General features: G+C 72.4%; 19 protein-coding genes. 6 read left to right on the forward strand and 13 right to left on the reverse strand.

The window, feature by feature from the left end; translation table 11 throughout:
* The first annotated feature begins 22 nt into the window (after positions 1 to 22).
* From JOD64_RS05760 to JOD64_RS05770, 3 genes are read left to right on the forward strand one after another with little or no spacing between them, the layout of a single operon-like run.
* Complete coding sequence (locus tag JOD64_RS05760; protein WP_204945923.1) at positions 23 to 1270, forward strand: MurT ligase domain-containing protein; 1248 nt, start codon at positions 23 to 25, stop codon at positions 1268 to 1270.
* Positions 1260 to 1979 carry a type 1 glutamine amidotransferase gene (locus JOD64_RS05765; RefSeq protein ID WP_204941283.1) on the forward strand — a complete coding sequence of 240 codons (720 nt, stop codon included), beginning with the start codon at positions 1260 to 1262 and terminating at the stop codon, positions 1977 to 1979. Before JOD64_RS05760 ends, JOD64_RS05765 begins: the two co-directional genes overlap by 11 nt.
* Positions 1976 to 2659, forward strand: a complete 684-nt coding sequence (locus JOD64_RS05770) for a TVP38/TMEM64 family protein (protein ID WP_204941284.1) — start codon at positions 1976 to 1978, stop codon at positions 2657 to 2659. Before JOD64_RS05765 ends, JOD64_RS05770 begins: the two co-directional genes overlap by 4 nt.
* A 250-nt stretch (positions 2660 to 2909) precedes the next feature.
* Here JOD64_RS05770 and leuS read toward each other — a convergent pair whose 3' ends face one another.
* Positions 2910 to 5750, reverse strand: a complete 2841-nt coding sequence (leuS, locus tag JOD64_RS05775) for a leucine--tRNA ligase (protein WP_204941285.1) — start codon at positions 5748 to 5750, stop codon at positions 2910 to 2912.
* A gap of 402 nt (positions 5751 to 6152) precedes the next feature.
* Here leuS and JOD64_RS05780 point away from each other — a divergent pair, with 402 nt between their 5' ends.
* From JOD64_RS05780 to JOD64_RS05790, 3 genes are read left to right on the forward strand one after another with little or no spacing between them, the layout of a single operon-like run.
* Positions 6153 to 7205, forward strand: coding sequence for an AAA family ATPase (locus JOD64_RS05780; protein WP_204941286.1), 1053 nt, complete (start codon positions 6153 to 6155; stop codon positions 7203 to 7205).
* A gap of 1 nt (position 7206) precedes the next feature.
* Complete coding sequence (locus tag JOD64_RS05785) at positions 7207 to 8505, forward strand: DUF58 domain-containing protein (RefSeq protein ID WP_204941287.1); 1299 nt, start codon at positions 7207 to 7209, stop codon at positions 8503 to 8505.
* A 16-nt stretch (positions 8506 to 8521) separates the two neighbouring features.
* The gene (locus JOD64_RS05790) at positions 8522 to 10996 is read left to right on the forward strand and encodes a transglutaminase TgpA family protein (RefSeq protein ID WP_204941288.1); all 2475 of its coding nucleotides are present in this window, start codon (positions 8522 to 8524) and stop codon (positions 10994 to 10996) included.
* Positions 10997 to 11788: 792 nt separating this feature from the next.
* Here JOD64_RS05790 and JOD64_RS05795 read toward each other — a convergent pair.
* From JOD64_RS05795 to JOD64_RS05850, 12 genes are all read right to left on the reverse strand, one after another.
* Complete coding sequence (locus tag JOD64_RS05795; RefSeq protein ID WP_110564093.1) at positions 11789 to 12187, reverse strand: SCO2097 family morphological protein; 399 nt, start codon at positions 12185 to 12187, stop codon at positions 11789 to 11791.
* Between the two features lie 118 nt (positions 12188 to 12305).
* Positions 12306 to 13565, reverse strand: coding sequence for a DNA polymerase IV (locus JOD64_RS05800; RefSeq protein WP_204941289.1), 1260 nt, complete (start codon positions 13563 to 13565; stop codon positions 12306 to 12308).
* Between the two features lie 62 nt (positions 13566 to 13627).
* Positions 13628 to 14794 carry an alkaline phosphatase family protein gene (locus JOD64_RS05805; RefSeq protein WP_204941290.1) on the reverse strand — a complete coding sequence of 389 codons (1167 nt, stop codon included), beginning with the start codon at positions 14792 to 14794 and terminating at the stop codon, positions 13628 to 13630.
* Entirely contained in the window at positions 14791 to 15558 is a 768-nt protein-coding gene (locus JOD64_RS05810) for a methyltransferase domain-containing protein (RefSeq protein WP_204941291.1), read from the reverse strand. Before JOD64_RS05810 ends, JOD64_RS05805 begins: the two co-directional genes overlap by 4 nt.
* Positions 15559 to 15562: 4 nt before the next feature.
* Positions 15563 to 16486 carry a carbohydrate ABC transporter permease gene (locus tag JOD64_RS05815; RefSeq protein WP_204941292.1) on the reverse strand — a complete coding sequence of 308 codons (924 nt, stop codon included), beginning with the start codon at positions 16484 to 16486 and terminating at the stop codon, positions 15563 to 15565.
* A complete protein-coding gene (locus JOD64_RS05820; protein ID WP_204941293.1) occupies positions 16483 to 16659 on the reverse strand; it encodes a hypothetical protein in 177 nt (58 codons plus the stop codon). Before JOD64_RS05820 ends, JOD64_RS05815 begins: the two co-directional genes overlap by 4 nt.
* Positions 16656 to 17603: a carbohydrate ABC transporter permease gene (locus JOD64_RS05825; protein ID WP_204941294.1), complete on the reverse strand. Its 948-nt coding sequence runs from the start codon at positions 17601 to 17603 to the stop codon at positions 16656 to 16658. The genes JOD64_RS05820 and JOD64_RS05825 overlap by 4 nt, the downstream gene beginning before the upstream one ends.
* Before the next feature lie 6 nt (positions 17604 to 17609).
* On the reverse strand, positions 17610 to 18962 hold the full coding sequence (locus tag JOD64_RS05830; protein ID WP_204941295.1) for an extracellular solute-binding protein: 1353 nt from the start codon (positions 18960 to 18962) through the stop codon (positions 17610 to 17612).
* A 97-nt stretch (positions 18963 to 19059) separates the two neighbouring features.
* Positions 19060 to 22446: an error-prone DNA polymerase gene (locus JOD64_RS05835; RefSeq protein WP_204941296.1), complete on the reverse strand. Its 3387-nt coding sequence runs from the start codon at positions 22444 to 22446 to the stop codon at positions 19060 to 19062.
* A 150-nt stretch (positions 22447 to 22596) separates the two neighbouring features.
* Positions 22597 to 24210, reverse strand: coding sequence for a DNA polymerase Y family protein (locus JOD64_RS05840; protein WP_204941297.1), 1614 nt, complete (start codon positions 24208 to 24210; stop codon positions 22597 to 22599).
* A complete protein-coding gene (gene imuA', locus JOD64_RS05845; protein ID WP_204941298.1) occupies positions 24207 to 24932 on the reverse strand; it encodes a DnaE2-dependent mutagenesis accessory factor ImuA' in 726 nt (241 codons plus the stop codon). Before imuA' ends, JOD64_RS05840 begins: the two co-directional genes overlap by 4 nt.
* Positions 24933 to 25033: 101 nt before the next feature.
* The gene (locus JOD64_RS05850; protein ID WP_007463070.1) at positions 25034 to 25483 is read right to left on the reverse strand and encodes an SAV_6107 family HEPN domain-containing protein; all 450 of its coding nucleotides are present in this window, start codon (positions 25481 to 25483) and stop codon (positions 25034 to 25036) included.
* Positions 25484 to 25679: the final 196 nt, after the last annotated feature.

Raw genomic sequence — 25679 nt, forward strand, 5'->3', positions numbered from 1 at the left:
CGCTCGCGTGACGGACGCGAAAATGCCCCTACGGGCCAAGGTGGCCAGCTCCGTGTCACGGACCGCCGCGGCGCTCTCCCGGGCGGCCGGCCGTGGCGACGGTTCGGTGATCGGCGGGTGGATCGGCCTGAAGATCGACCCCGACCTGCTGGCCCACCTGTCGGCCGGGCGTGCGATCGCGCTCGTCTCCGGCACCAACGGCAAGACCACCACCACCCGGTTGACCTCCGCCGCGGTCGGCGTACTCGGCCGGGTCGCTACCAACTCGTTCGGCGCCAACATGCCCAGTGGGCACACGTCGGCGCTGGCCAAGGCCGGCAGCACCCCGTACGCGGTGCTGGAGGTCGACGAGCACTACCTGGCCCAGGTGCTGGAGGCGACCGAGCCGCACGTGGTCGCGCTGCTCAACCTCTCCCGCGACCAGCTCGACCGCGCCAAGGAGGTCGCCATGATGGCGCAGCTCTGGCGCGCGGCGCTGGTCCGGCACACCGACGTACGGGTGGTGGCCAACGCCGACGACCCGCTGGTGGTGTGGGCGGCCACCCCGCCGGGCGACCCCGCCCGGGGCATCCACCCGCCGCACGTGACGTGGTTCAGTGCCGGCCAGCGCTGGCACGACGACTCCTGGGTCTGCCCCGAGTGCGGCTCCACCATCCAGCGCTCCGGCGAGCAGTGGTGGTGCACCGGCTGCCCGCTGCGCCGACCGGAGCCGCACTGGGTCGTCGAGGACGAGGGCGTGCTCGACCCCACCGGCGCCTGGCACAAGGTCTCCCTCCAACTACCCGGCAAGGTCAACCTCGGCAACGCGGCGACCGCGCTGGCGGTGGCCGCCGAGTTCGGCGTCCGCCCGGTCGACGCGGTGTCCCGCCTCGGCATCGTCACCTCGGTGGCCGGCCGCTACGCGCAGGTCGACAAGGACGGGCGCAACATCCGGCTGCTGCTGGCCAAGAACCCGGCCAGTTGGCTGGAGGCGTTCGACATGGCCGACGACGCGCCTACCCTGCTCTCCATCAACGCGCGCGACCCCGACGGCCTGGACACCTCCTGGCTCTACGACGTCGACTTCGCCCCGCTCCGTGGCCGGCAGGTGTTGATCACCGGCGACCGGGCATACGACCTGGCGGTTCGGCTGGACGTCAACGACGTGCCGTTCCAGCACGTCCGCACGTTCGCCGACGCGCTCCGGTCGGTCCCGCCCGGGCGGTTGGAGGTCATCGCGAACTACACCGCGTTCCAGGACATCCGAGCGGAGTTGGACCGTGTCATCTGAGAGTCTGCGCATCGTCTGGATCTACCCCGACCTGCTCTCCACCTACGGAGACCGGGGCAACGCCCTGATCCTCGCCCGTCGGGCCCGCCAACGCGGCATGCCGGTCGAGGTCCTGGAGGTCCGCTCCGACCAGCAACTGCCGGCGACCGCCGACATCTACCTGGTCGGCGGCGGCGAGGACGGCCCGCAGGCGCTGGGCGCCCAGCGCCTGCTCGCCGACGGCGGTCTGCACCGGGCGGTCGCTCAGGGTTCCGTGGTGTTCGGCGTCTGCGCCGGCTACCAACTGCTCGGCACCTCCTTCTTCGCCAAGGGCGTGCAGTGCCGTGGTCTGGAGCTGCTCGACCTGCAGTCCGACCGGGGCGAGAGCCGGGCCGTCGGCGAGCTGGCCGGCGAGATCGACCCCCGGCTGGGCCTGCCCCCGCTGACCGGTTTCGAGAACCACGGCGGGCGCACCCACCTCGGCCCGGAGGTCTCCCCGCTGGCCCGGGTCACCGCCGGGGTGGGCAACGACGGTGCCACCGAGGGCGCGTGGCGCGGCAAGCTGCTCGGCACCTACTCGCACGGCCCGGCGCTGGCCCGCAACCCGGCCCTGGCCGACCTGCTGCTGCGCTGGGCCACCGGAGCACACCAGCTCCCGCCGCTGGACGACACCTGGTCGGACCGGCTCCGCAACGAGCGCCGCTCCTCAGTGGTCGCCGCCCGGGCATGATCCGTGCCGTCCGGCGGCTGCTCCGGCAGCCGCCGGCCGCCCGGTTCGCCCTGCTCGTGCTGCTGATCGGCGGCTGTGGGCTGCTGCTGCTCCTGGTGCCCCGGCCGGATCCGGAGCAGCTGCCGCTGCTGGCCGACCGGCTGGGTGACCTCGCCCCGGTGGCCGCGATCCTCGGCGGCGCGCTGCTGCTGGTCGCGCTGGTCCCCCGGACCTTCATCACACTCGCCGCCGGTGCGATCTTCGGCCCGTTGGAGGGTGCCGCGTACGCTCTCGGCGCCGCGCTGGTGGCCGCGGCGATCGGGTTCACGGTCGGCCGGCTGCTCGGCCGGGAGTTCGTCGCCGTTCGGGTCCGTGGTCGCCTGGCCCGCCTCGACGGCTGGTTCGCCCGGCAGAGCGTGGTCGGTGTGATCACCGTCCGGCTGCTGCCGATCGCCGGCTTCGGGTTGGTCAGCTACGGCTACGGCACGACCGGAGCCCGGGTGCTGCCGTTCCTGGCCGGCAGTGTCATCGCGTCCGCGCCGACCGCCTTCGGCTACGCGGCGATCGGCGCGGCCGTCAGCTCACCCGGCCACGTCAACTGGTACGCCGCCGCACCGTCCAGCCTCGGTCTGATCGCCAGCCTGGTGCTCGTACACAAGTGGTGGCGCGCCGAACGCCGCCGCCGCTCCATGCTGGTCTGACGTAGGCGCAGCAACCACAACTGGCTGCTCAACCACCTCCGCACCCTGGTGGCGGTGTCGACCGCCTGAGTCGCTGCCGCACCTCCGAGTCGGTGTGCGGCGGCCGGCGGAGGATGCGCCGGAGAGGGTTATGACTCAGAGGTATAAATATGCCTCTGAGTCATAACCCTCAACGCGGTGTCCGCCTCCGTGGACGTCACGATGCGTATCGGTCGCGCCGGACCGCCCGCTGCCCAGACCGACAGGGGCGTCAGGCGACGACCGAGACCATCCGGCCCTTGACCACGATGACCTTGCGCGGTTCCTTGCCGTTCAGGGTCGCCGCCACCGCGTCCAGGGCCGCCGCGCGGACGGTCTCCTCCGCGGCGTCGGCGGGAACCTCGATGCGGCCACGGACCTTCCCGTTGACCTGCACCGGATAGGTCACCGTGTCGGCTACCAGCAGCGCCGGGTCGGCGGTCGGAAAGTCCGCGTACGTCAGCGAGGTGTCGTGGCCCAGCTTGCGCCACAGCTCCTCGGCCAGGTGCGGGGCGAACGGCGCCACCATCAGCACCAGCGGTTCGGCCACCTCACGGGGCGTGGCCGACAGCTGGGTCAACCCGTTGGTCAGCTCGATCAGCTTGGCGATCGCAGTGTTGAACCGGATGCCGTCCATGTCGCCACGGACTCCGTCGATGACCTTGTGCAGCAACCGGCGGGTCGCCTCGTCGGCCGGGTCCTCGGTGACCCGCAGCGCGCCGGTCTGCTCGTCGACGACGGCCCGCCAGACCCGCTGCAGGAAGCGGTACGAACCGACCACCGCCCGGGTCTCCCAGGGGCGGGACACCTCCAGCGGGCCCATCGACATCTCGTACACCCGGAAGGTGTCCGCACCGTAGGCGGCGCACATGTCGTCGGGGGTCACCACGTTCTTCAGCGACTTGCCCATCTTGCCGTACTCACGGTTGACCGTCAGGTCGCCCAGGTAGTAAGCGCCGTCGCGCTCCGTGACCTCCTCGGCCTGCACGTAGCTGCCGCGCGAGTCGGTGTACGCGTACGCCTGGATCATGCCCTGGTTGAACAGCTTGCGGAACGGCTCGAACGACGACACGTGCCCCAGGTCGAACAGCACCTTGTGCCAGAAGCGCGCGTACAGCAGGTGCAGTACGGCGTGCTCGGCGCCGCCGACGTACAGGTCGGTGCCCCCACAGTCGCCGTCGCCGCGCGGACCCATCCAGTAGCGCTCGTTCTCGGCGTCGACGAACCGCGCGCTGTTGGTCGGGTCCAGATAGCGCAGCTCGTACCAGCACGAGCCGGCCCACTGCGGCATCACGTTGGTCTCCCGGGTGTAGCGCTTCGGCCCGTCACCCAGGTCCAGCTCGACCTCGACCCAGTCGCGTCGCCGGGACAGCGGCGTCTCCGGGTTGCTGTTCGCGTCGTCGGCGTCGAACGTCTTCGGGGAGAAGTCGTCCACCTCCGGCAGCTCGACCGGCAGCATCTCCTCCGGCAGGGCGATCGCCGCGCCGGTCTCGTCGTAGACGATCGGGAACGGCTCACCCCAGTAGCGCTGGCGCGAGAACAGCCAGTCACGCAGCCGGTAGGTCACCGCGCCGGTGCCGTGCCCGTTCGCCTCCAGCCAGGCGATGATCGCGGCCTTGGCGTCGGCGACCCCCAGGCCGTTCAGGTCCAGGCCGCGCTCGGGTGCGGCGCTGTTGATCGCCGGGCCGTCCCCGGTGTACGCCTTACCGTCGAAGCCCTCCGCGGGCTGCACGGTACGCACGATGGGCAGCTCGAAGACCTCGGCGAACGCCCAGTCCCGTTCGTCCTGGGCCGGCACCGCCATGATCGCGCCGGTGCCGTAACCGGCCAGCACGTAGTCGGCGATGAAGATCGGGATCTGCCCGCCGGTGACCGGGTTGGTGGCGTACGCGCCGATGAAGACGCCGGTCTTCTCCTTGGTGTCGGACTGCCGCTCGACGTCGGTCTTGGCCGCCGCCGCCTTGCGGTACGCCTCGACGGCCTCCCGGGGGCTGGTGTGTCCGCCGGTCCAGGTGTCCCTCGTCCCGTCCGGCCACGCGGCCGGCACCAGCGCGTCGACCAGTTCGTGCTCGGGCGCCAGCACCATGTAGGTGGCGCCGAAGACGGTGTCCGGTCGGGTCGTGAACACCCGCACCGGCTCCGTCGCGGTGGGGAAGTCGACGTGGGCGCCGGTGGAGCGGCCGATCCAGTTGCGCTGCATCAGCTTGATCGGCTCGGGCCAGTCCAGGCTGTCCAGATCGTCCAGCAGCCGATCGCCGTACGCGGTGATCCGCATCTTCCACTGCTTCAGGTTGCGCTTGAAGACCGGGAAGTTGCCCCGGTCGGAGCGACCGTCGGCGGTGACCTCCTCGTTGGCCAGCACGGTGCCCAGCCCGGGGCACCAGTTCACCGGGGCCTGCGAGACGTACGCCAGGCGGTGGTCGTCGACGACTTCGCGGCGCTCGGCGACGCTCAGCTCGGCCCAGGCGCGGCCGTCCGGGGTGGGTCGGTTACCGCCCTCGAACTCGGCGATCAGCTCGGCGATCGGGCGGGCTCGCCCCGCGTCGCGGTCGTACCAGGAGTTGAAGATCTGCAGGAAGATCCACTGGGTCCAGCGGTAGAAGTCGGTGTCGATGGTGGCCACCGAACGGCGCTCGTCGTGCGCCAGCCCCAGCCGGCGCAGCTGCGCCTTGTACCGCTCGATGTTCGCCACCGTCGTGGTCCTCGGGTGGGTGCCGGTCTGCACCGCGTACTGCTCGGCGGGCAGTCCGAACGCGTCGAAGCCCATCGCGTGCAGCACGTTACGGCCGGCCATCCGCTGGTAGCGGGCGTAGCAGTCGGTGCCGATGTAGCCCAGCGGGTGACCGACATGCAGGCCGGCACCGGACGGGTACGGGAACATGTCCAGCACGTACAGCTTCTCCGCGCCGGCGCGGGGGTGGGTCGGGTCGGCCAGCGGGCCGGTCGGGTTCGGTGCGTGGAAGGTGCCCTCGCGCGCCCAGGTGTCCTGCCAACGGATCTCGATCTCGTCGGCCAGGGCCGCGTTGTACCGGAACGGGGGAATGTCGCCCGCCGGTGCGGCTGCCTCACTCATCGTCTCTCCTCGCTTCGCTTCGCTTCGTCTCGGCGCCACCGGGCCGGACCGGCGGCGGGCACAAAAATGCCCCTCGCACAGGAGGGGCCGCCGTGCTGTCGCGCGTTCAGCGCATCAGCACGGCCCGATAAGAAGCAGGAAGACTCCGGCCATGTTCGGCAGTGTACCCCGCCGACGGTTCGGCCGGCGGTGCCCCGGGCCGGGCCGGGGCGGGTCCCCCGACGCGGCGAATATCGGGGCGTAACCGACGGACTACCTGCGGGGGTCGGCGATAACGACAAACATGGTTAGCCTGAGAGGCTAGTGAGAATCCTGCGGCAAAAGAGGCTCGACGTCGCGAACCCAACGGCGGGTCCAGGTGCTCTCTAGAGAGCTGCAGTGACGGCGACGAGGAGGAGGCCCGTGACACAACAGACCTGGGACGAGGTGGGCGGTCTATTGCCGCACGACGAGTTCCGCGCCGCCAGCGAGGCCATCGTGGCCAACATCGAGCAGGTCATCGAGGGTAAGACCGCCACCGTGCGGCTCGCCCTGGCCGTGCTGCTCGCCGAGGGTCACCTCCTGATCGAAGACGTCCCGGGTGTCGGCAAGACCAAGCTGGCCAAGGCCCTCGCGCGGTCCATCGACTGCACGGTACGCCGGATCCAGTTCACCCCCGACCTGCTGCCCAGCGACGTCACCGGGGTCAGCGTCTACAACCAGGAGACGCACGACTTCGAGTTCCGCCCCGGGGCCGTGTTCGCCAACCTGGTCGTCGGCGACGAGATCAACCGGGCCTCCCCAAAGACCCAGTCGGCGTTGCTGGAGTGCATGGAGGAACGGCAGGTCACCGTCGACGGTGTCACCTACCAACTCCAGACCCCGTTCATGGTCATCGCCACCCAGAACCCGATCGAGATGGAGGGGACCTACCCGCTGCCCGAGGCGCAGCGCGACCGGTTCACCGCCCGCATCGCGATGGGTTACCCGGACTCCAACGCGGAGCTGGCCATGCTCGACGGGCACGGCGGCACCGACCCGCTGAACGAGCTGCGCGCGGTCTCCGACGCGGCCATCGTCCGGCAACTCATCGCCACCGTCCGCCAGGTCCATGTGGCGGACGCGGTCAAGCAGTATGCGATCGACCTGGTCACCGCCACCCGGGAAGCCCCGGACCTGCGGCTCGGCGCCTCCCCCCGGGCGACCCTGCAGCTGCTGCGCACCGCCCGGGCGGTCGCCGCCCTGGAGGGCCGCGACTACGTCCTCCCCGACGATCTGCAGGCACTCGCGGTGCCGGTGCTCGCGCACCGGATCATCCCGACCGCCGACGCGCAGCTCGCCCGGCGCACCACCGACGCGATCGTCTCCGAGTTGGTGCACCGTCTGCCGCTGCCACACGACCGGCAGCGCAACCAGTACGACACCCGGCCCGCTTCCGGCAACGGCCGCGCGCCCTACGAGCCCCGGAGGCCATGACGTGCGTGCCGGGCTGCGCGGGCTGACCACCCGCGGGCGCTCCTTCCTCGCCGCGGCGGTCGCGGCAGCGATCTCGGCCGGCATCCTCGGCGAGAAGGACCTGCTCCGGGTGGCCGTGCTGCTGGCCGTCCTGCCGTTGCTGGCCGCGACCTACGTCGGGCGCAGCCGCTACAAACTGGCCTGCAACCGTTCACTGGACCCGCACCGGGTCCCGGTCGGCGCCAACTCCCGCGTGGTTCTGCGCCTGCAGAATCTCTCCCGGCTGCCGACCGGCACGCTCCTTCTGGAGGACCGGCTGCCCTACGCGCTGGGCAGCCGACCCCGCGTGGTGTTGGAGCGGCTCGGCGCGCACCAGGCCAGCTCGGTGGCGTACACCGTGCGGGCCGACGTGCGGGGCCGCTACGACGTGGGCCCGCTGGTGGTCCGGATGACCGACCCGTTCGGCCTCTGCGAGCTCACCCGGTCCTTCCCGAGCACCGACCACCTGACGGTCATCCCGCAGGTCACTCCGCTGCCGTCGGTCCGGCTCCCCGGGGAGTACGCGGGCAGCGGCGACAGCCGGGCCCGCTCGGTGGCGGTCCACGGCGAGGACGACGCGGCGACCCGGGAGTACCGGCGCGGCGACGACCTTCGCCGGGTGCACTGGAAGTCGACCGCGCGTACCGGCGAGCTGATGGTGCGCCGCGAGGAGCAGCCGTGGGAGAGCCGGGCCACGGTCGTCCTGGACACCCGGGCGTACGGCCACCGCGGCGAGGGGCCGACGGCCAGTTTCGAGTGGGCCGTCTCCGCCGCCGCGAGCGTCGCCGTCCACCTACGGCAGTCCGGCTACAAGTTGCGCCTGGTCACCGGCTCGGGGGCCGATGTGGACGCATCGGAGGCCGGCGGTGACGGTGCGCTGCTCGACCACCTCGCGGAGGTCCGCCTGGATCAGCGCACCGAAGTGACCAGCCTCGTGCAGCGGGTCCGCCAGCGCGCCGACGGTGGGCTGATCATCGGGCTGTTCGGCACGGTGAGCGTGGCCGAGGCCGAGGTGCTGGCCGGGCTGCGGGGAAACGGCGCCACCTGCATCGGGTTCCTGCTCAACAGCTCCACCTGGCTCAGCCTGCCGGAGAAGGCCCGGGCCGAGGCCGAGCACGCCCACGGCGCCGCCGTCCTCGCCATGCTGCAGAGCGGCTGGCGCGTGGTCGGCGTCGACCACGGCGCCCGACTGCCGGCGCTGTGGCCGCAGGCAGGCCGGGGCTCCCAGGGCTTCGCCCTGCGCGCCGCGCTGGCCGAGACGGTCGCCGGCGGCGTGCGATGAACGGAAGGTTCGCCTCATGATCGCCAGTCGGAACATCGGCGTGGTGGCAGCCGCGGCCACGGTGTTGGCCGCCGCCCCGCTGTCGGCCATCTTCCAGAGCTGGACGTGGCTGATCGAGTCCGTCATCGCGGTCGCCGTGGTCGCCGGGGTGGCCGCGTTGACCAGGCTCGCCCGGGCACCGCTGTGGGGTCAGGTGCTGGGCATGCTGGCCGGCCTGGTCCTCGCCCTGACCTGGTTGTTCCCCAGCGGCGAGGAGTTGGTCGCCGTCCTGCCCACACCCGGCACGTTCGCGCACTTCGCCAACCTGCTCGCCGACTCCGCACAGGACATGCGCTCGTACGGGGTCGAGGTCCCGGACACCGACCCGCTGCTGTTCATCGCCGTGCTCGGCGTCGGCGCGGTCGCCGTCCTGGTGGACGTACTGGCCGTGGGGCTGCGCCGGCCCGCGCTGGCGGGGCTGCCGATGCTCGCCATCTACTCGGTGCCGGTCGCCGTCTACGTGGACAGCGTCCCCGCGACGCCGTTCGTGGTGGGCGCCGCCGGTTACCTCTGGCTGCTGGTCACCGACAACGTCGACCGGGTGCGCAGGTTCGGGCGCCGGTTCACCGGTGACGGTCGCGACATCGACGTGTGGGAGGCCTCGCCGCTGGCGTCGGCCGGCCGTCGGCTCGCGGTCGTCGGGGTGGTGCTGGCGGTGGCGCTGCCGTTGGCGGTGCCCGGCATGACCGGCGGGCTCCTCGACACCCTCAGTCGTGGGCCGGGCAACGGCAACGGCAACGGCAACGGCTCGGGCGGCTCGTCGGGCCGGATCGACCTGTTCGCCTCGCTCGCCGGCCAGCTCAATCAGTCCCAGGTGTCCGACCTGGTCAAGGTGACCACGTCCGAGCCCAACCCGTTCTACCTGCGGTACGCGGTCGCCGACGAGTTGCGCCCTGCCGGTTTCCAGGCGCGCAACCCGAGCGGCCGGCCAACCAACCGGGATCTGCCCAACCCGGCCGACCGGGCTGGCCCCGGCGTGCAGCAGACCACCTACCGGGCGACCGTCGAGGTCACCAAGAGCCTGAGCATGTCGCTGATGCCGGTGTACGCCGAGCCGGTACGCACCGAGGACCTCAACAGCAACTGGCTCTACGACACCAACCAACAGGTCGTCTTCTCCAACCGGGAAAACTCCCGGGGCCGCAAGTACTCCTTCGACTACGTCCGCTCGACGTACACTCCCGCGGCGCTGCGAGCCGCGCTTCCGCTGCCGGCCGACCACCCGGTACGCCGGCAGTTGACCGCCACCCCTGGGCCGGTGCCTGAGGTGGAGGATCTGGTCAAGGGGTTGATCCAGAACAAGAGCACCGACTACGACCGCGTGTTGGCGATCTACCAGCACTTCTCGGCGGACAACGGGTTCAGCTACCGACTCAGCACCGCGAGCGGCAGCAGCGGGCAGGACATCGTCAACTTCCTGACCAACAAGGTCGGCTACTGCCAGCAGTACGCGGCGGCGATGGCCTGGTTGGTCCGCTCGGCCGGCATCCCAGCGCGGGTGGCGTTCGGGTTCACCAACGGCAGCAATCGCGACGGTGACACCTTCACGCTGACCAACCTCAACCTGCACGCCTGGACCGAGGTCTACTTCAACGGGGTCGGCTGGGTGCCGTTCGACGCCACGCCGGCGTACGGGGTGCCCGGGTCCACCCGATCGGCCTGGGCTCCGGACACTGACGCGCCGGAGCCGTCCGCCCCGGGCGCTGGCGTCTCGGACACCCCGGCGGGCACCGACTCCTCGGCTGGTCCGGCCGGGCCCGACAACGCCGACCGGGACCTCGACGACGGGCTTTCCCTGGTCGGTACGACGCCAGCCGAGCAGCCCCCGGTCTGGCCCTGGTGGACGGCGGGCCTACTGGCCCTACTGGTACTGCTGGCGATCCCCGCCCTGCGCCGGCTGGCCCTGCGCCGTAGACGGGGTGCCCAGGCGGCGAACGCCGCGGTGGCCTCTGCGACCGTCGACGACGGCGCCGAGCCGGGGACGCGCGTGGTGGTGGTCGGCGCGGACGCCAACGCGGCACGCGCGGACGCGCACGCCGCCTGGGCGGAACTCCTCGACACAATGGTGGACTTCAAGATCCCGGTCGATCTGACCGAGACACCTCGGGCGACCGCCGACCGGCTTGTCCGGGAGACCCTCAGCGACGACACCGCCGCGATCGGGTCGGCGCAGCTGCTCGGTCGGGCGGAGGAGCGGGCCCGCTACGCGCGGGACCCGCTGACCGGTGAGCGGTTACTGCCGGCGCTACGCGCGGTCCGTGGGGCGCTCGCCGCACGGGCCGACCGGCGCACCCGCCTGTTCGCCGCCGTGCTCCCGCCGTCGGTGCTACTGCGGTGGAGGACCGGCATGGCGGACACGTCCGGCCGAATGGTGGCGCTGACCGGGCGAGCCCGGTACCGGCTGCTGCGCTGGAACCCCCGACGGCTGATGGCCGACCGGGCCGCCCGCTGACCCACGCTCGTCCAAGTCCAAGTCCAGGTCCAGGTCCAGGTCCAGGTCCGGGGCGGTGGTCCACCGACCGCCGCCCCGCCCGGGCGCCACCACCCGCTCCGCCCGGAGCACCAACACCCGCCCCGCCCGCCGTCGCCGGCCCGCCGGTCCCCGCCCTCGCCGCTCCCCGCCGGCCCCCACCCTCGCCGGTCTCCGCCGGTCCCACCTTCGCCGGTCCCCGCCATCCCTGGTCCCTGCCCACCAGCGCCTCGATCAATTGATGGTGGCGGCCGAGCTGGGCGCGGCCTGCACGCGGGGTGGTCGAGGTGGCCGTGATCGTCACCAGGTCGCCGATGTAGCGGTTTCCCGCAGCCCGGATACCCCCACATCGCCGACCTGGTGTCGATCATCGTGGCGGAGGGTGGGCGGGGCGCGGCGGTCGGATGCGGCATGGCCTGCGTGGCGGTCGAGCTAGGCGCGGCCTGCACGCGCGCGGCGCAGCGCTAAAGCCAAGCGTGATCGTCACCAGATCGCCGATGTGGGGGTGTCCCGCGGCCCGGTTACCCCAATATCGCCGACCTGGTGTCGATCATGGTGGCGGAGGGTGGGCGGGGCGTAGCCGGCGGCGCGTAGCCGGCAGGGCCTAGCGGGCGGGGCGTGGACGACGCGCCACAGCCGCGCAGCGGCATACGCACACACGCTCGGCGACGCTTGTCAGCGGGAGAGGGCGCGCGGAATCGACGGCGGTCGCCGGGGGCTCGCCCGGCGACCCACTCGTCGCGGCGTACGGCCCGCCTCAGCGGCGGGACTGGCTCAGCGGTGCCCCTCCGGGCGCTGCCGCCACCTGTCCTCCATGCGGTCCAGGATCGACGACCGGCGACCGGATCGGCCACCGCGCGGACGGCGACGACTCGTCGTGCCGCCCACCACGTGCAGGTCGGGCGACTGCGCCCGTCGGTGCGACTGCACCGCGTACGCGGCCGACGCCAGCATGACGACGAAGCCCGCCACCGCCAACGGTGGAGTCTTGATCACCGCGCCGTAGACCAGTAGAGCCAAGCCAGCGATGATCACGCCGGCTGCGACGAGCAGGCGACGCCGCGCATGGAAGCGCGGATCGCTGGCGCGCACGGCCGAGGCGAATTTGGGGTCCTCGGCAAGCGACCGCTCGATCTGCTCGAACAGCCGCTGCTCGTGCTCCGAGAGCGGCACGGCACTCCTCCCCGGTCACGCGTTGGTCGGGCCCATTCGGGCCGACAGACCGTGGCAGCCAACCGGCTGCTTACCCGCAAGTCTACGAGGGGGGTCGCGCGTCGGAAAGCGGGACGACCTATGGGCGGGGTGGATTTTCCTTTCGACGGGTATCACGGTCGCCCATCAGACTGGCCGGACCTATGACGGACCGCCCGAAACGGGCAGCAGCGGCGTCCGCGGCAGCTTCCGCTTCGCGCCAGCCACGCTCGGGTGCGCCGAGGGTGAGCTGCCGAGGTGCGCCCGCTGCCGGCGCGAGCCCTTCCACCCGAACACCAACGAGTCGGATCCGCTCGCTCGGGTCGAGTGCGGTGTAGAGCGCCCAGGCCGTGTCGAACATCTCGCGCGCGGTGTCGGTGGGCACGTCCAGGGTGCGGGAGCGGCTGACGGTGCGGAAGTCGGCCAACCGCACCTTGAGTGCGACGGTGCGCCCGACCTGGCCGGAACCCCGCAACCGGACGCCGACCTTCGCGCTGAGCGCGAGCAACGCGCGGCGGATCTCCAGCGGGTCGGCCACGTCGACGTCGAAGGTCACCTCGGCGCCGATCGACTTGTCGACGTGCTCAGAGCTGACCCGGCGCGGGTCCCGTCCCCAGGCCAACTCGTGCAGGTGCGTCGCCGAGGCGGCACCGACCGCTCGGCGGAGCATGCTCACCGGCGCTTCGGCGAGATCACCGACGGTGGCCAGGCCGAGCCGGCGCAGCGCCTCGGCGGCGCGCTCCCCCACCCCCCACAGCGCATCCACCGGCAGTGGGTGCAGGAAGTCGAGCACCTGCCCCGGGGGCACCACCAGCAGGCCGTCCGGCTTGGCCCGGGTGGAGCCCAGCTTGGCCACGAACTTGCTCGGCGCCACCCCGACCGAGCAGGTCAGCTCCTGCTCGTCGGCGACCCGGCGGCGGATCAGCCGGGCGATGGTGGCCGGGGAGCCGAAGAGTCGGCGGGCGCCGGCGACGTCGAGGAACGCCTCGTCGAGGGAGAGCGGCTCGACCAGCGGGGTGACGTCCCGGAAGATCTGCATGACCGCCCGGGAGGCGGCCGTGTAGGCGGTGAACTCCGGTGGCAGGAAGACCGCGTGCGGGCAGCGGGCCCGGGCCTGACTGGTCGGCATCGCACTGCGCACGCCGTAACGGCGGGCCTCGTAGCTGGCCGAGCTGACCACCCCGCGCGGCCCGACCCCGCCGACGATGACCGGCCGGCCGCGCAACTCGGGTCGGCGGCGCACCTCGACGGCGGCGAAGAAGGCGTCCATGTCGACGTGCAGGATCGGGCTGTCGGAGTCGTCGGCGTCCGGCCCGAAGCGCGGATCGTCGCCCCGGGGCAACGACTGACTGCGGCCCATCCCGGCAGGTTAACCCGCAGGTACGACATCACCACCCGTCGGCCGGCCGGACCCTGCCCCGGTCAGCCGCGCACGACCAGCAGCGGCACGGTCAGCTCGGCGGCGGTGTCCGACCCGTGGTACGCCACCAACTTCGACGCCATCGGCCGCTCGGTGCGACTGGCCATGACCGCGTACGTGTCGTTGCAGGTCACCACCACGTCGCCGATCCGCGCCAGGTGCTCCTCGGGCACCGGCCCGAACCAGCCGGTGGCCACCATCTCGTCGCGGGTCCGTACCCGTGCCGCGGCACCCAGCACCTCCGACCAGGCGGCCAGTACGTCGTCGACCGCGCCCGGCTCGGTGTGCAGGTAGCGCACCCGGGCCTCGCCGGCCACCAGCCGCAACCCGGCCCGCAGCCGCGGATCGGTGTCCAGGTCGAATCGGTGCGCGGCGGGCACGTCGAGCTGCCCGTGGTCGGCGGTCACCAGCAGTGCCGCGTCCGGCGGCAGCCCGTCGACCAACCGGGCGAGCATGGCATCCACCTCGGTGGCGGCGACCCGCCAGGGTGCTGAGTCGACGCCGCTGAGATGGCCGTGCCGGTCCAGGTCGGCGTGGTAGCCGGAGACCAGGGTCGGGCCCGGGCCGGCGGCCAGCGCGGCCAGTATGGCGGCGGCCACCGCGTCGCCACCGGCGGCGCCCCGGAAGTCGCCGCCCCGGTTGGCGGCGAGGGTCAGCCCACTGCCGCCGAACTCCGGCCGGCTCACCACGGTCACCGTCACACCGGCGGCGCGGGCCCGTTCCAACTGGGTGGGCACCGGTTGCCAGTGCAGCGGTGACGGGTCGGCGGCCCAGTCGGTGTGGGTGAGCACCCGGTCGGTGCCGGGCACCCGCACGGTGAAGCCGAGCACCCCGTGCGCGCCGGGCGCGACGCCGGTGCCCAACGACACCAGGCTGGTCGGGGTGGTGGACGGGAAACCGGCGATGAGCGGTCGGGCCACGGTCGCGGCGAGCCCGGCGAGGGTCGGCGCGTACGGGGCGGCGGTCGGCAGCTGGTACCAGCCGAGCCCGTCGACCAGCAGCACGGCGATCCGGCGTACCCCGGCCAACGCGGGGACGAGCCCGAGTGGGTCGGCCGAACCGGGCACGCCCAGCACGGCGAGCGCGCTGGGCAGCACGTCGGCGAGACGGCCGCCGCCGTGGTGCGGCCCGAGGACCGCCAGCGGCGCCACAGGTGGCGAGTCGCTCATGCCGGCCGGCGGGCGAAGAGGTGCAGTTGGGCGGCCAGGTCCCGGTACGGCGGTTGGGCGGCCAGCGCGCGTTCCAACTCGACCAGGGCGGCGGACTGCCCATCGGCGACCGCGGCCGGCAGCAGGTCGGCCAGCACGCGTACCCCGTGGATCTCCTCGACCACCAGCCCGGCGGCGCTGAGCAGCGCGGCGGCGCCGGGGGCGTCGTAGCGCCGGCGCAGCGTGTCGCGCGGCCCGGCGGTGCCGGCCGGATCGGCGGCCAACGTGGCCGCGACGTCCAGGTGCCCGTTCATCGCGCGGCCCAGTACGGCGGCGGCCCGGCCGGCCACCAGCACACTGGCCGCGCCGCCGGGACGCAGCGCGGTGGCCAGCGCGGCCACCACCGGCGTCGGGTCGTCGACCACCTCCAGGACGGCGTGGCAGAGCACCAGGTCGACGCCGGCCGGCTCGACCAGCCCGGCGAGGGCGTCACCGTCGCCCTGCACGGCGGCGATCCGGTCGGCCACCCCGGCCTCGGCGGCCCGGCGGGTGAGCGCGGCGAGCGCGTCGGGGCTGGCGTCGACCACGGTGACCCGGTGACCGGCGCGGGCCAGCGGAACGGCGAAACCGCCGGTGCCGCCGCCCACGTCCAGCACGGTGAGCTCGGCGTCGCCGCGCCGGTCCAGCTCGGCGCGGAGCACCGACCAGATCACGGCGGTGCGGGGTGTCAGCGGCGGCTCGGCGAACCGGCCTCGGGTCTGCTCCACCCGGTCGAGCCTAGTCACCCGGTCAGCCCTTGCGGCCGGTGGTGGCGATGCCCTCGACGAAGTGCCGCTGTGCCAGGAAGAACAGAATGATCATCGGGATGGTGGCCAGCACGCTGCCGGCGAGCACGATCTCCCACTGCTGCTCACCGCCGTAACCGAAGCGGTCCAACACCACCTTCAGGCCGCGTGGCAGGGTGTACAGCTGCTCGTTGCGCAGGTAGATGAGCGGCTTGAGCAGGTCCGTCCAGCTGGCCTTGAACTCGAAAACGAACGCGACCAGCAGCGCCGGCCGGATCAGCGGAAAGGCCAGCTTCCAGAACAGCTGCGGGTAGCTCGCCCCGTCCATCCGTGCGGCCTCGAAGTATTCCCTGGGCAGCGAGAGCAGGAACTGCCGCAGCAGAAAGATGTAGAAGGCCGAGCCGAACAGGTTGCCAGCCCAGAGTGGCACCTGGGTGTCGGTCAACCCCAGGTTCGACCAGATCAGGTACGTCGGGATCATGGTGACCGCGAACGGCAGCATCATGGTCGCCAGCACCAGCCCGAAGAGCAGGTTTCGGCCGGGGAACCGGAAGTAGGCGAAGCCGAACGCCACCCAGGCGCTGGAGAGGGTCACCGCGGCGGCGGCTGCCACCCCGACCAGCACGCTGTTGCCGAACCAGGTCAGCAGCGGCACCGCCCGCCACGCCTCGGCGTAGTTCTCCGGGGCGAACGGGGTGGGCAGGAAGCCGGGGGCGAAGACGTACTCGCGGGGGCGTAACGAGGCGCTGATCAGCCAGACGAACGGCAGCATGAAGAGCACAGCGGCGCCGACCAGCGCCGCCACGAACAGCACCCGATGCCAGATCGGCCGGCGGGCCGGCTCGGCGGGCGGGCGGCGCGCCGCCGACCGGCCCGGCCGGAGGCCGGGTACCGGTGCGGCGGCGCCACGTTCGACGGCGGTCGTCACGACTCGTCCCCAGCTGCCGGATCCTCCTCCGCCCGGGACCGTCGGGCGTTGGCCACCGGACCATCGGTGATCTGGTATTCGCGCGGCTCAAGGTGCTGCTCGGGCACCCAGCCGTCGGTCAGTCGGGTCCGTCGCGCGTTGGCCACGCCGTTGTGGCCCATCATGCCCGTCACTTGTCTTCTCCCTCGTAGTACACGAACCGGTTGCTGAGTTTTACCTGCACCAGAGTGATCACCAAAATAATCACGAAGAGCAACCAGGCCATCGCCGAGGCGAACCCCATGTGCAGGAACTGGAACGCCTCCTGGAACAGGTGGATGACGTAGAAACTGGCCGCGTCGCTGTTGAACGTGTTCTGGGTCTCCCGGTTACCGAAGTACATGGTGTAGACCTCGGTGAACATCTGCAGCGACGCGATCGTGTTGACGATCAACGTGAAGAACAGCGCGCCCGAGATCATCGGCAGGGTGACCGAACGGAACCGGGCCCAGGGGCCGGCGCCGTCGATGGCCGCCGCCTCGTACAGGTCGCGGGGCACGTTCTGCAACGCGGCCAGGTAGATGATCACAGTCGAGCCGAGACTCCACAGGCTCATCAGGATGATGCCGGGCATCACCCAGTGCGGGTCGGTGGTCCAACTCGGACCCGCGATCCCGACCAGGCCGAGGGCGCGGTTGATCAGGCCGTCCTGGGTGTTGAGCAGCAGCAGGAACAGGATCCCGACCGCCACCGCCGGGGTCATCACCGGCAGGTAGAAGACCGTCCGGAAGAAGCCCTGCAACCGGCCGACCCGCTTGAGCAGCAGCGCCAGCCCCAGCGAGATGAGCATCACCAGCGGGACGTGCAGCGCCGTGTAGTAGACCGTGTTGCCGAGGCTGCGGGCCACCGCCGGATCGCTCATCAGCTCCCGGTAGTTGTCCAACCCGGTGTACTCCGGTGGGTTGATCACGTCGTACTCGGTGAAGCTCAACCAGAGGCTGGCGAGCATCGGCCCGACGTAGAAGATCAGAAACCCGATGATCCAGGGCGCCAGGAAGAGGTACGCCCAGCGGGCCTCCCGCCGGGCCAGCGGCGTACGGTGCCGCCGGCCCGGGACGGGAGGGGTGACGGTGGCCATCGTGGACTACTTCGCGGCCTTGTCGAGTGCCGCGGTGGCCTCCCGCTGGGCTCGCTGCAACGCCTGCGCCGGTTGTTCCTGGCCGGCGAGCACCCGGTTCACCGCGTCGTAGTACGCCTTGTCGAACTCGGCACCGGCCGGCGAGGCGGGCAGCGCGAACGCGGCGTCCTGCACCGAACGGATGGTCGCCACCGCGTCGTCGAAACGCTTGTTGCCGGTCGGCTGGTACAGCTCGTCGAAGATCTTCTTGTCGGCTTCCGCGTTGGCGGTGTAGACGCCGGTGAACGGCTGGCCGGCGGCCTTGCGGGCATCGACCCGGGCCTTCGCGGCGGCCAGCCAGGTGTCGGTGGCGGTCATCTTCTTGACGAACGCGCACGCGGCGTCCGGGTTCTTCGCACCCTTGGTGATCACCCAGGCCTGCCCGGCGGACTGGGTCAGCGGCTTGCCCTGCCGGTCCACGAACGGCTTGACCACCAGTTCGGCGGTCGGGGAGTTCTTGGCGGCCTGGTTGAGGAACCACTCCTCCATGGGCCACGCCACGATCTGGTTCTTCGACAGCGGGTTCTGGGCGCCGAAGAAGTCGAAGGCGTCCCGGAACGACTTGAAAGCGCCCCAGCCACCCTGCTGCTTGATCAGGTTGACCCCGGTGGTCAACGCCTCGATCACCTTGGGGTCGTCCAGCTTGGCGGTGCGACCGTCGGCGGAGAGCATGTCGACGCCGTTGGCCTTGGCCCACATCGGCAGGAACTCGGGGATCTTCGGGTCGATGCCGATCCGGTCGAGTCGACCACCGGAGACCGAGGCCAGCTTGGCGTTGAGCGCGGGCAACGCGGCCCAGTCGGCCAGGTTGACCTGGTCTGCGGTCAGTCCGGCCTTCTTGAGCAGCCCCTCGTTGAGGTAGACCACCCGGACGGTGGAGAACTCCGGGATGCCGTAGACGGTGCCGTCCAGAGTGACCTGCTCGCGGGCGGCGGGCCGGTACTGCCCCAGGTCGATGTCCTGCTTGTCGACGCACTGGGTCAGCGGCTGGATGGCGCCCCGCTTGGCGTACGTGCCGATCAGCTTGCGGTCCAGGTAGACCAGGTCCGGTGGGTTGCCCGAGGCGACCGCGGAGAGGAACTGCTGCTCGTCGAAGGCGCCCTCGGTGACCTTCAGCTCGACGTCCGGGTGGTCCCGCTTGAACGCCTCGACCCGGGTGGTGGCGATCTCGTCGGAGAAGCCGAAACCCATGGTGCTGAGCGCGCCCTTGGTGGCAGTGCCGCCGCCGCCCGCGTCACTGCCGCCGCCGACGCCCCCGCAGCCGCTGATCGCCAGAGTGAGCGCCCCGGCGAACACCGTCGCCCGCAGTATCCGTGACATGTGTCCCTCCCGAGTTCACGCCGGCCACGCCGCCCGCGTGACCTGCACTTCTCCTCATTGCGCGAATCTCAAACGTGAGGCCTTGGTAACTGGAAGGTCACCGAAAGTCACGAGAGGCGGGACTGACCGGTGGCTCGATGGCGTCCAGCCGGTCGGCGACCAGGTTGGTCACCCCCTCGTGGCGCTGCAACCGCCCGCGGACCACCAGCGCGGCGCTGGTCCGGGCCACCCGCCGGTAGCGCTGCCACAGCCCCGGCGAACAGGTGACGTTGAGCATCCCCGTCTCGTCCTCCAGGTTGAGGAAGGTGACCCCGCCCGCGGTCGCCGGGCGTTGCCGGTGGGTGACGATGCCGCCGACCCGGATGCGTTGCCCCGGTTCCACCCGGCCGAGCCGGGCGATCGGCACCGCGCCGAGCACGTCGAGCTGTCCCCGGATGAACCGGGCCGGATGGCTCTCCGGCGACAACCCGGTGGCCCACACGTCGGCGACCAGCCGGTCCACCGCCTCCATCCCGGGCAGCGTGGGCGCCGCCGCGCCGGTCACCGTGCCGGGCAGTCGGCCCGGCCGGTCCTGGGCAGCCGCGCCGGCGGCCCACAGCGCCTGTCGCCGGGTCAGCCCGAAACAGGCGAAGGCGTCCGCGGTGGCCAACGCCTCCAACTGCGCGGAGGTGAGACCGACCCGCCGGGCCAGATCAGGCATGTCCCGGTACGGCCCATCGGCGGCCCGTTCGGCCTCGATGCGCTCGGCCACGTCGGCGCCGAGGGTCCGTACGCCGGACAGGCCGAGCCGGACGACCGGGCCGCCCAGCCCCCAGGCGTGCGGTGGCTCCCCCGGCCCGCTGCCCCACCGGGTGTCCGGGGTGGACTCCAGCACCGCCTTCGTCCCGCTGGCGTTGATGTCCGGACGACGGACCTCCACCCCGTGCCGGCGGGCGTCGTCGACCAGGGTCTGCGGCGAGTAGAAACCCATCGGCTGGGCGTTGAGCAGTGCGGCCAGGAACGGCGCCGGGTGATAGCGCTTGAGCCAGGAGCTGGCGTAGACCAGGTAGGCGAAGCTCATCGCGTGGCTCTCCGGAAAGCCGTAGCTGGCGAACGCGGTGAGCTTGCGGTAGACGTCGTCGGCCAGTTCACCGGTGATGCCCCGCTCGGCCATCCCGGCGTAGAGCCGTTCGGCGATACGGGTCATCCGCTCGACCGACCGTTTGGCGCCCATCGCCCGGCGCAGTTGGTCGGCCTCGGCGGCGTCGAAGCCGGCCAGGTCGATGGCGAGCTGCATCAACTGCTCCTGGAACAGCGGCACACCCAGCGTCTTCTCCAGGGCGTTGCGCATCAGCGGGTGCGCGAAGGTCACCGGCTCCTGCCCGTTCTTGCGCCGGATGAACGGGTGCACCGAACCGCCCTGGATCGGGCCGGGGCGGATCAGCGCCACCTCGACCACCAGGTCGTAGAACTCGCGGGGCTTGAGCCGGGGCAGGGTGGCCATCTGGGCGCGGCTCTCCACCTGGAACACCCCGACCGAGTCGGCCCGGCAGAGCATGTCGTAGACCTCCGGGTCGTCCAGGGTCATGTCACCGAGGTCGAGCCGGGACCCGATCATGTCGTAGCCGTAGTGCAGGGCGGAGAGCATGCCGAGGCCGAGCAGGTCGAACTTGACCAGGCCCACCGCGGCACAGTCGTCCTTGTCCCACTGGAGCACGCTGCGCCCGGGCATCCGCCCCCACTCCACCGGGCAGACCTCGATCACCGGCCGGTCGCAGATCACCATGCCGCCGGAGTGGATGCCCAGGTGTCGCGGGAACGTCTGCAACTCGTTGGCGTACTCCACCACCTGCTCCGGGATGTTCTCGACGTCGACCGTGGCGACCGAGCCCCACCTGTCGATCTGCTTGCTCCAGGCGTCCTGCTGCCCCGGCGAGTAGCCGAACGCCTTGGCCACGTCCCGCACCGCCGAGCGGGGCCGGTAGGAGATGACGTTGGCGACCTGGGCGGCGTGCTCCCGGCCGTAGCGGGTGTAGACGTGCTGGATCACCTCCTCCCGGCGGTCGGACTCGATGTCCACGTCGATGTCGGGTGGGCCGTCCCGCTCCGGGGCGAGGAACCGCTCGAAGAGCAGCCGATGCCGGACCGCGTCCACATTGGTGATCCGCAACGCGTAGCAGACCGCCGAGTTGGCCGCCGAACCTCGGCCCTGGCAGTAGATGTCCTGGTCACGGCAGAACGTGACGATGTCGTAGACCACCAGGAAGTAACCGGGGAAGCCCAGCTCCTCGATCATGTTCAGCTCGTGGTCGAGTTGCGCGTACGCCGCCGGGTGCGCCTGCGGCGGCCCGTAGCGCTCCCGCGCGCCGTCGGCGGTCAACTTGCGCAGCCAGCTCATCTCGGTGTGCCCCGGCGGCACCGGATACGCCGGCAGCTGCGGCGCGACCAGTTGCAGGTCGAAGGCCAACTCGGCGCCGAACTCCGCGGCCCGAGCCACCGCACCTGGGTACGCGGCGAACCGGGCCGCCATCTCCGCACCGCTGCGCAGGTGGGCGGTGGCCGCCGCGGGCAGCCAGCCGTCGATCTCGTCCAGGCTGCGTCGAGCCCGCACGGCGGCGACGGTGGTGGCCAGCCGACGCCGGCCCGGGCTGGCGTAGTGCACGTTGTTGCTGGCCACCGTCGGGAGCCCGGCCTCGGCGGCCAGCTCGGCGAGCGCGTCGTTGCGATCGGCGTCGACAGGATGACCGTGGTCGGTCAGCTCCACCGCCACCGTCTCCGCACCGAAGAGCGCGGTCAGCCGGTCCAACTCGCGGGCTGCCGCGTCCACCCCCTCGGTGAGCAATGCCCCCGGCACGTGCCCCTTGCGGCAGCCGGTCAGCACCAGCACATGGTCGCGCAGTTCTTCGGCGACCTCCTCCAGCTCCCCGTAGACCGGGCGGCCCTTCTCCCCGCCGCGCAGCTGGGCGCGGGCGATGGTGGTGGCCAGCCGGGCGTACCCCTCATGGCCGTGCGCGAGCACCAGCAGGTGCGCACCGTGCGGGTCGGGCTCGCCGTTCTGCGGGCCGGGCAGGCCGAGGGACAGCTCCGCGCCGAAGATGGTCGGCAGGCCCAACGTACGAGCCGCCTCGGCGAAACGGACCACCCCGTAGAAGCCGTCGTGGTCGGTGACGGCGAGCGCGGTGAGCCCCAGCCGGGCCGCCTCCTCGGCCAACTCCTCCGGGTGGCTGGCGCCGTCGAGGAAGCTGAAGTTGGTGTGGGCGTGCAGCTCCGCGTAGGGCACCACGCCGTCGGGGCGGGTCAGCTCCGGTGGCTGGTACTGCTCACGCCGGCGGCTCCAGGCCGGGGAGTCCCCACCGTCGGCGTCCACGGCGAGCGGGTCCACCACGTGCAGGTGCCGCTCCTCGCGCGACCGCCCGCCGCCCGACCTGCCGGAGCCGCCATCGGCCCGCCCGGAGAGCACCCGCTCCAGCTCCGACCAGGGCATCTTCGGGTTGTGGAAACTCATCGCGCCGCCCGCACGGGTGGCCGGATCCCGACGCCCGGAGCCGCCGACGAGAGGGCCGGTGAGCGATATACCTGAGAGTCATGAATATGCCTGACAGTCATATCGCTCGTCAGGGCATCCGCCTCCGACCTGGGGAGCAAGAGCACCGTCTCAGTCATAGATCGCCTCCACCAACCACTGCCCGGCCTCGACGGCCAGCAGCAGGGCGGCGCCGTCGGCCAGGCTGACCTGGAACCGGGCCCGGCGGCGGGCCTCGACCGGCGCCCACCACCGCTCGTCCACCGGCCACGGGCCGGCCCAGCCCACGATCTCAGCCGGCTGGCCGGTGCCGACCACCAGCCGGGCCGGTGGGGCGCTCACCGCCAACCGCGCGCTGATCACCACCGGCTCACCGGCGGCGTCGTGCACCGTCGCCGCGAGCGGGCTGGGCAGCACCACCGCCGGCGCGGGCGCCGGCAGCCGGCCCGGCCACGGCGGAGCCCCGCCTCCACCCCGGCCGGCGGCCGGGTCGGCGCCGGCATCGGCCGGCGGGCCAGGACGGGCGGGGACGCGTTCGTCGCCCCACGGCACCAGTCGCACCTGGTCGGCCGGGGAGCGCCCACCGCCGAGCACCGCGGTGACCACCGCTTCCGGGCCGAGGATGCCCTGCACACGGCTCAACGCCCGGTGCGCCCGTTCCCGCTCCTCGCCGGTCTCCCCCCACAGGCCGGCTTGCAGACCGGCCTGGGCGATCACCCCGTCCGGGATCAGTCGCAGCCGGATGATGCCGGACGTCGGTCGAGCCGGGCGGGCACCGGTGCGGCCATTGCTGCCGGAGAGCCAGCCATCGAGCTGCCAGCGCACCCGGTCGGCGATGGCCCCGGCAGTGAGCAGGCCATCGTGCCGCCAGACCCGGTGCAGCTCCTGGCCGTGCTCGGTGACCGCCTCGATGCCGAGCCGGGTGCAGGCCAGCCCGTGCCCGGCCAGCCGCTCGTGCAACTGCTCAGCCAGCGCCCGGGCCACGAACGCCGCCGCGTCGACCCGGTCGATCGGCTCGTCGTGCTCGGCGGTCACCGTCAGATCGGCCGGTGGCTGCCGGACGGCGAGTGGGCGGTGGTCCCGCCCGGCGGCCAGCCGATGGGCCAGCGCACCGTCGAAGCCGAACCGGGCCAGCACGTCGCCAGCCGGCAACGCGGCGAAGTCGCCGAGGGTACGCACCCCCAGCCGGCGCAGCAGGTCGGCCAACGCCGACCGGCCGAGCGCCTCGACCGGCAACCCGGCCAGAAACTCCGGCGTCCCGCCCGGTGCCACCACCCGGCCCCCACGAGCGGCCAACCCGGCCGCGAACACCCCGTCAGCGATGCCGACCTGGCTCTCCACCAGGCACGACTGGGCGACGTGCTCGATGATCCGCTCGGCGGCCGCCTCCTCGCCGCCGAGGTAACGGCTCGGCCCCCGGGCGGCCACCGCGCAGGCGCCCGGACGGACCACCTCCACGCCGGCGACCAACTCCTCCACCGCAGCGACCACCGGCTCGAACGCCCGGGCGTCCCGGCCCGGGTCATACTCCACGACGGTGAGCTGCGGGCATCGCCCCTGCGCCTCCCGCTTGCGCAGCCCTCGGCGCACCCCCTCGGCGCGGGCCCGCTCGGAGCAGGCGACCACCCGGTTGGCGTGCAGCACGGCGACCGGGCCGGTTGCCGGCACCCCGTCGACGATCTCGGCGGCGAGCACCGGCCAGTCCGGGCACCACAGCAGCAGAGTCCGTGCCGGCGAACCGGTCACCCCCGACCGACCAGGGAAAGCGACGCGGCCGGTCGGCCCACGGTCGACGGCACCGAACGGGGAATCACCCGGGTCAGCTCGTCACCCGGGAGCCAGACCTTGATCTCCTTGGGTCGAGCAGCCGCCCCGCGCCCGCGCGCCGAGACGGTGACCTCCCGGCGGCGCAGCCGCCCCCGGCCCTGCCCGAGCCCCTCCCAAACTCCACGAACCACCTGCAGTGTCACGTCCGCACCGTCCCACCGGCCGTACGGAACGAGCACGCTGCCACGCTGCCGGGCCCGGGCGGCCAACCGGGTGGCGACCGAGGCGGAGACCGCGGCCGGCACGGTGGTGACCACGACGTCCACCCCGTCGATCAGCGCGGCGACCACGGTGGCCCACTCCGGGCCGGGATTCGGCACCAGGGCCAACCGGTCCAGGGCGATGCCCAGCTCGGCGGCCGCGCCCGCACCGAACGTCGGCACACCGACCACGGCACACCACGAGCCGGCCCGGGACGCCTCCGCGAGCAGGGCCAGCATCAGCGAGGTGCCACCGCTGCGCCGGGGCTGGCCGGCAGCGACCGCGATGGTGCTCCCCCGGCGCAGACCCCGGTTGGGCAGCAGACCGGTCAGCTCGGGCGCCACCGGCAGCACCCGGTGGCCGCCGACCGGGTCGGGTGCGCTCGCCGGGCGCACCAGATCGGCCAGTGCGGCGGAACCGACCACCATGCGGCCCGCCATTGGACCAACCCCCCGTCGTTGCTGTGAATCAGATAAGGACCGACACGCCGTGCCACCGGCCGCCCGGCTCCCCCCGCGGGGCGGTCGGTGGCACGGCGGGATCAGGCGGCGAGGCCGTCCAGGGCCGGCTGGTGGGCCACGCCGAGCGCGGTCTCCACCACCGTGACGAACTGTTCGGCGGCGCGGAGCAGATCGTCGGCCTCCCGGGCGCTGACCACCCGGGGGATGCCGGCCTCCGCAGCGGCACGCTTACTCGCCCCGGCGGCGAAGAACCGAGACCACTCGTCGAGCTCCGGAGCGACGGCGCAGAGGAGGACCCAGACGCTGGTGATCCGGTTGCGCCGACTCGGCGCGGGCCGGGCACGGGCGGCGAGCAGCGCAGCCGCCGCGCGCAGCGCCGCCAGGTGGGCAGCCGCGTAGCGCAGGCCGTCAGGCCGGGTCTGGCCGGCCTCGACCAGCCCGCGCCGGGCCAACGTGAGGAGCTGGGCGGGGGTGCGGTGCGGCAGCACATGCGCCGGCACCGTCGGTGCCTGAGCCGGGTTGGTCGGCATGGATGTCTCCTCCACGTGGCCGGGGCATCGCCTCGGCGCGCTGGTGCCGCCGATGAGATGCCGAGGTCGGGTGGTGCGGAGGAAGACGCACCGGGTGTGGCCGGCCGGGTGTGGATGCTTCCCCACACCACACCCGGCCGGCGTACCGGCGGGTGCGTCGCCCGCCGCCCGGGGGTCGTGGGCGGCGAGCGACGCT

Origin of the sequence: Micromonospora luteifusca (assembly GCF_016907275.1) — a bacterium.
In the GTDB taxonomy this organism is placed as follows: Bacteria; Actinomycetota; Actinomycetes; order Mycobacteriales; family Micromonosporaceae; genus Micromonospora; species Micromonospora luteifusca.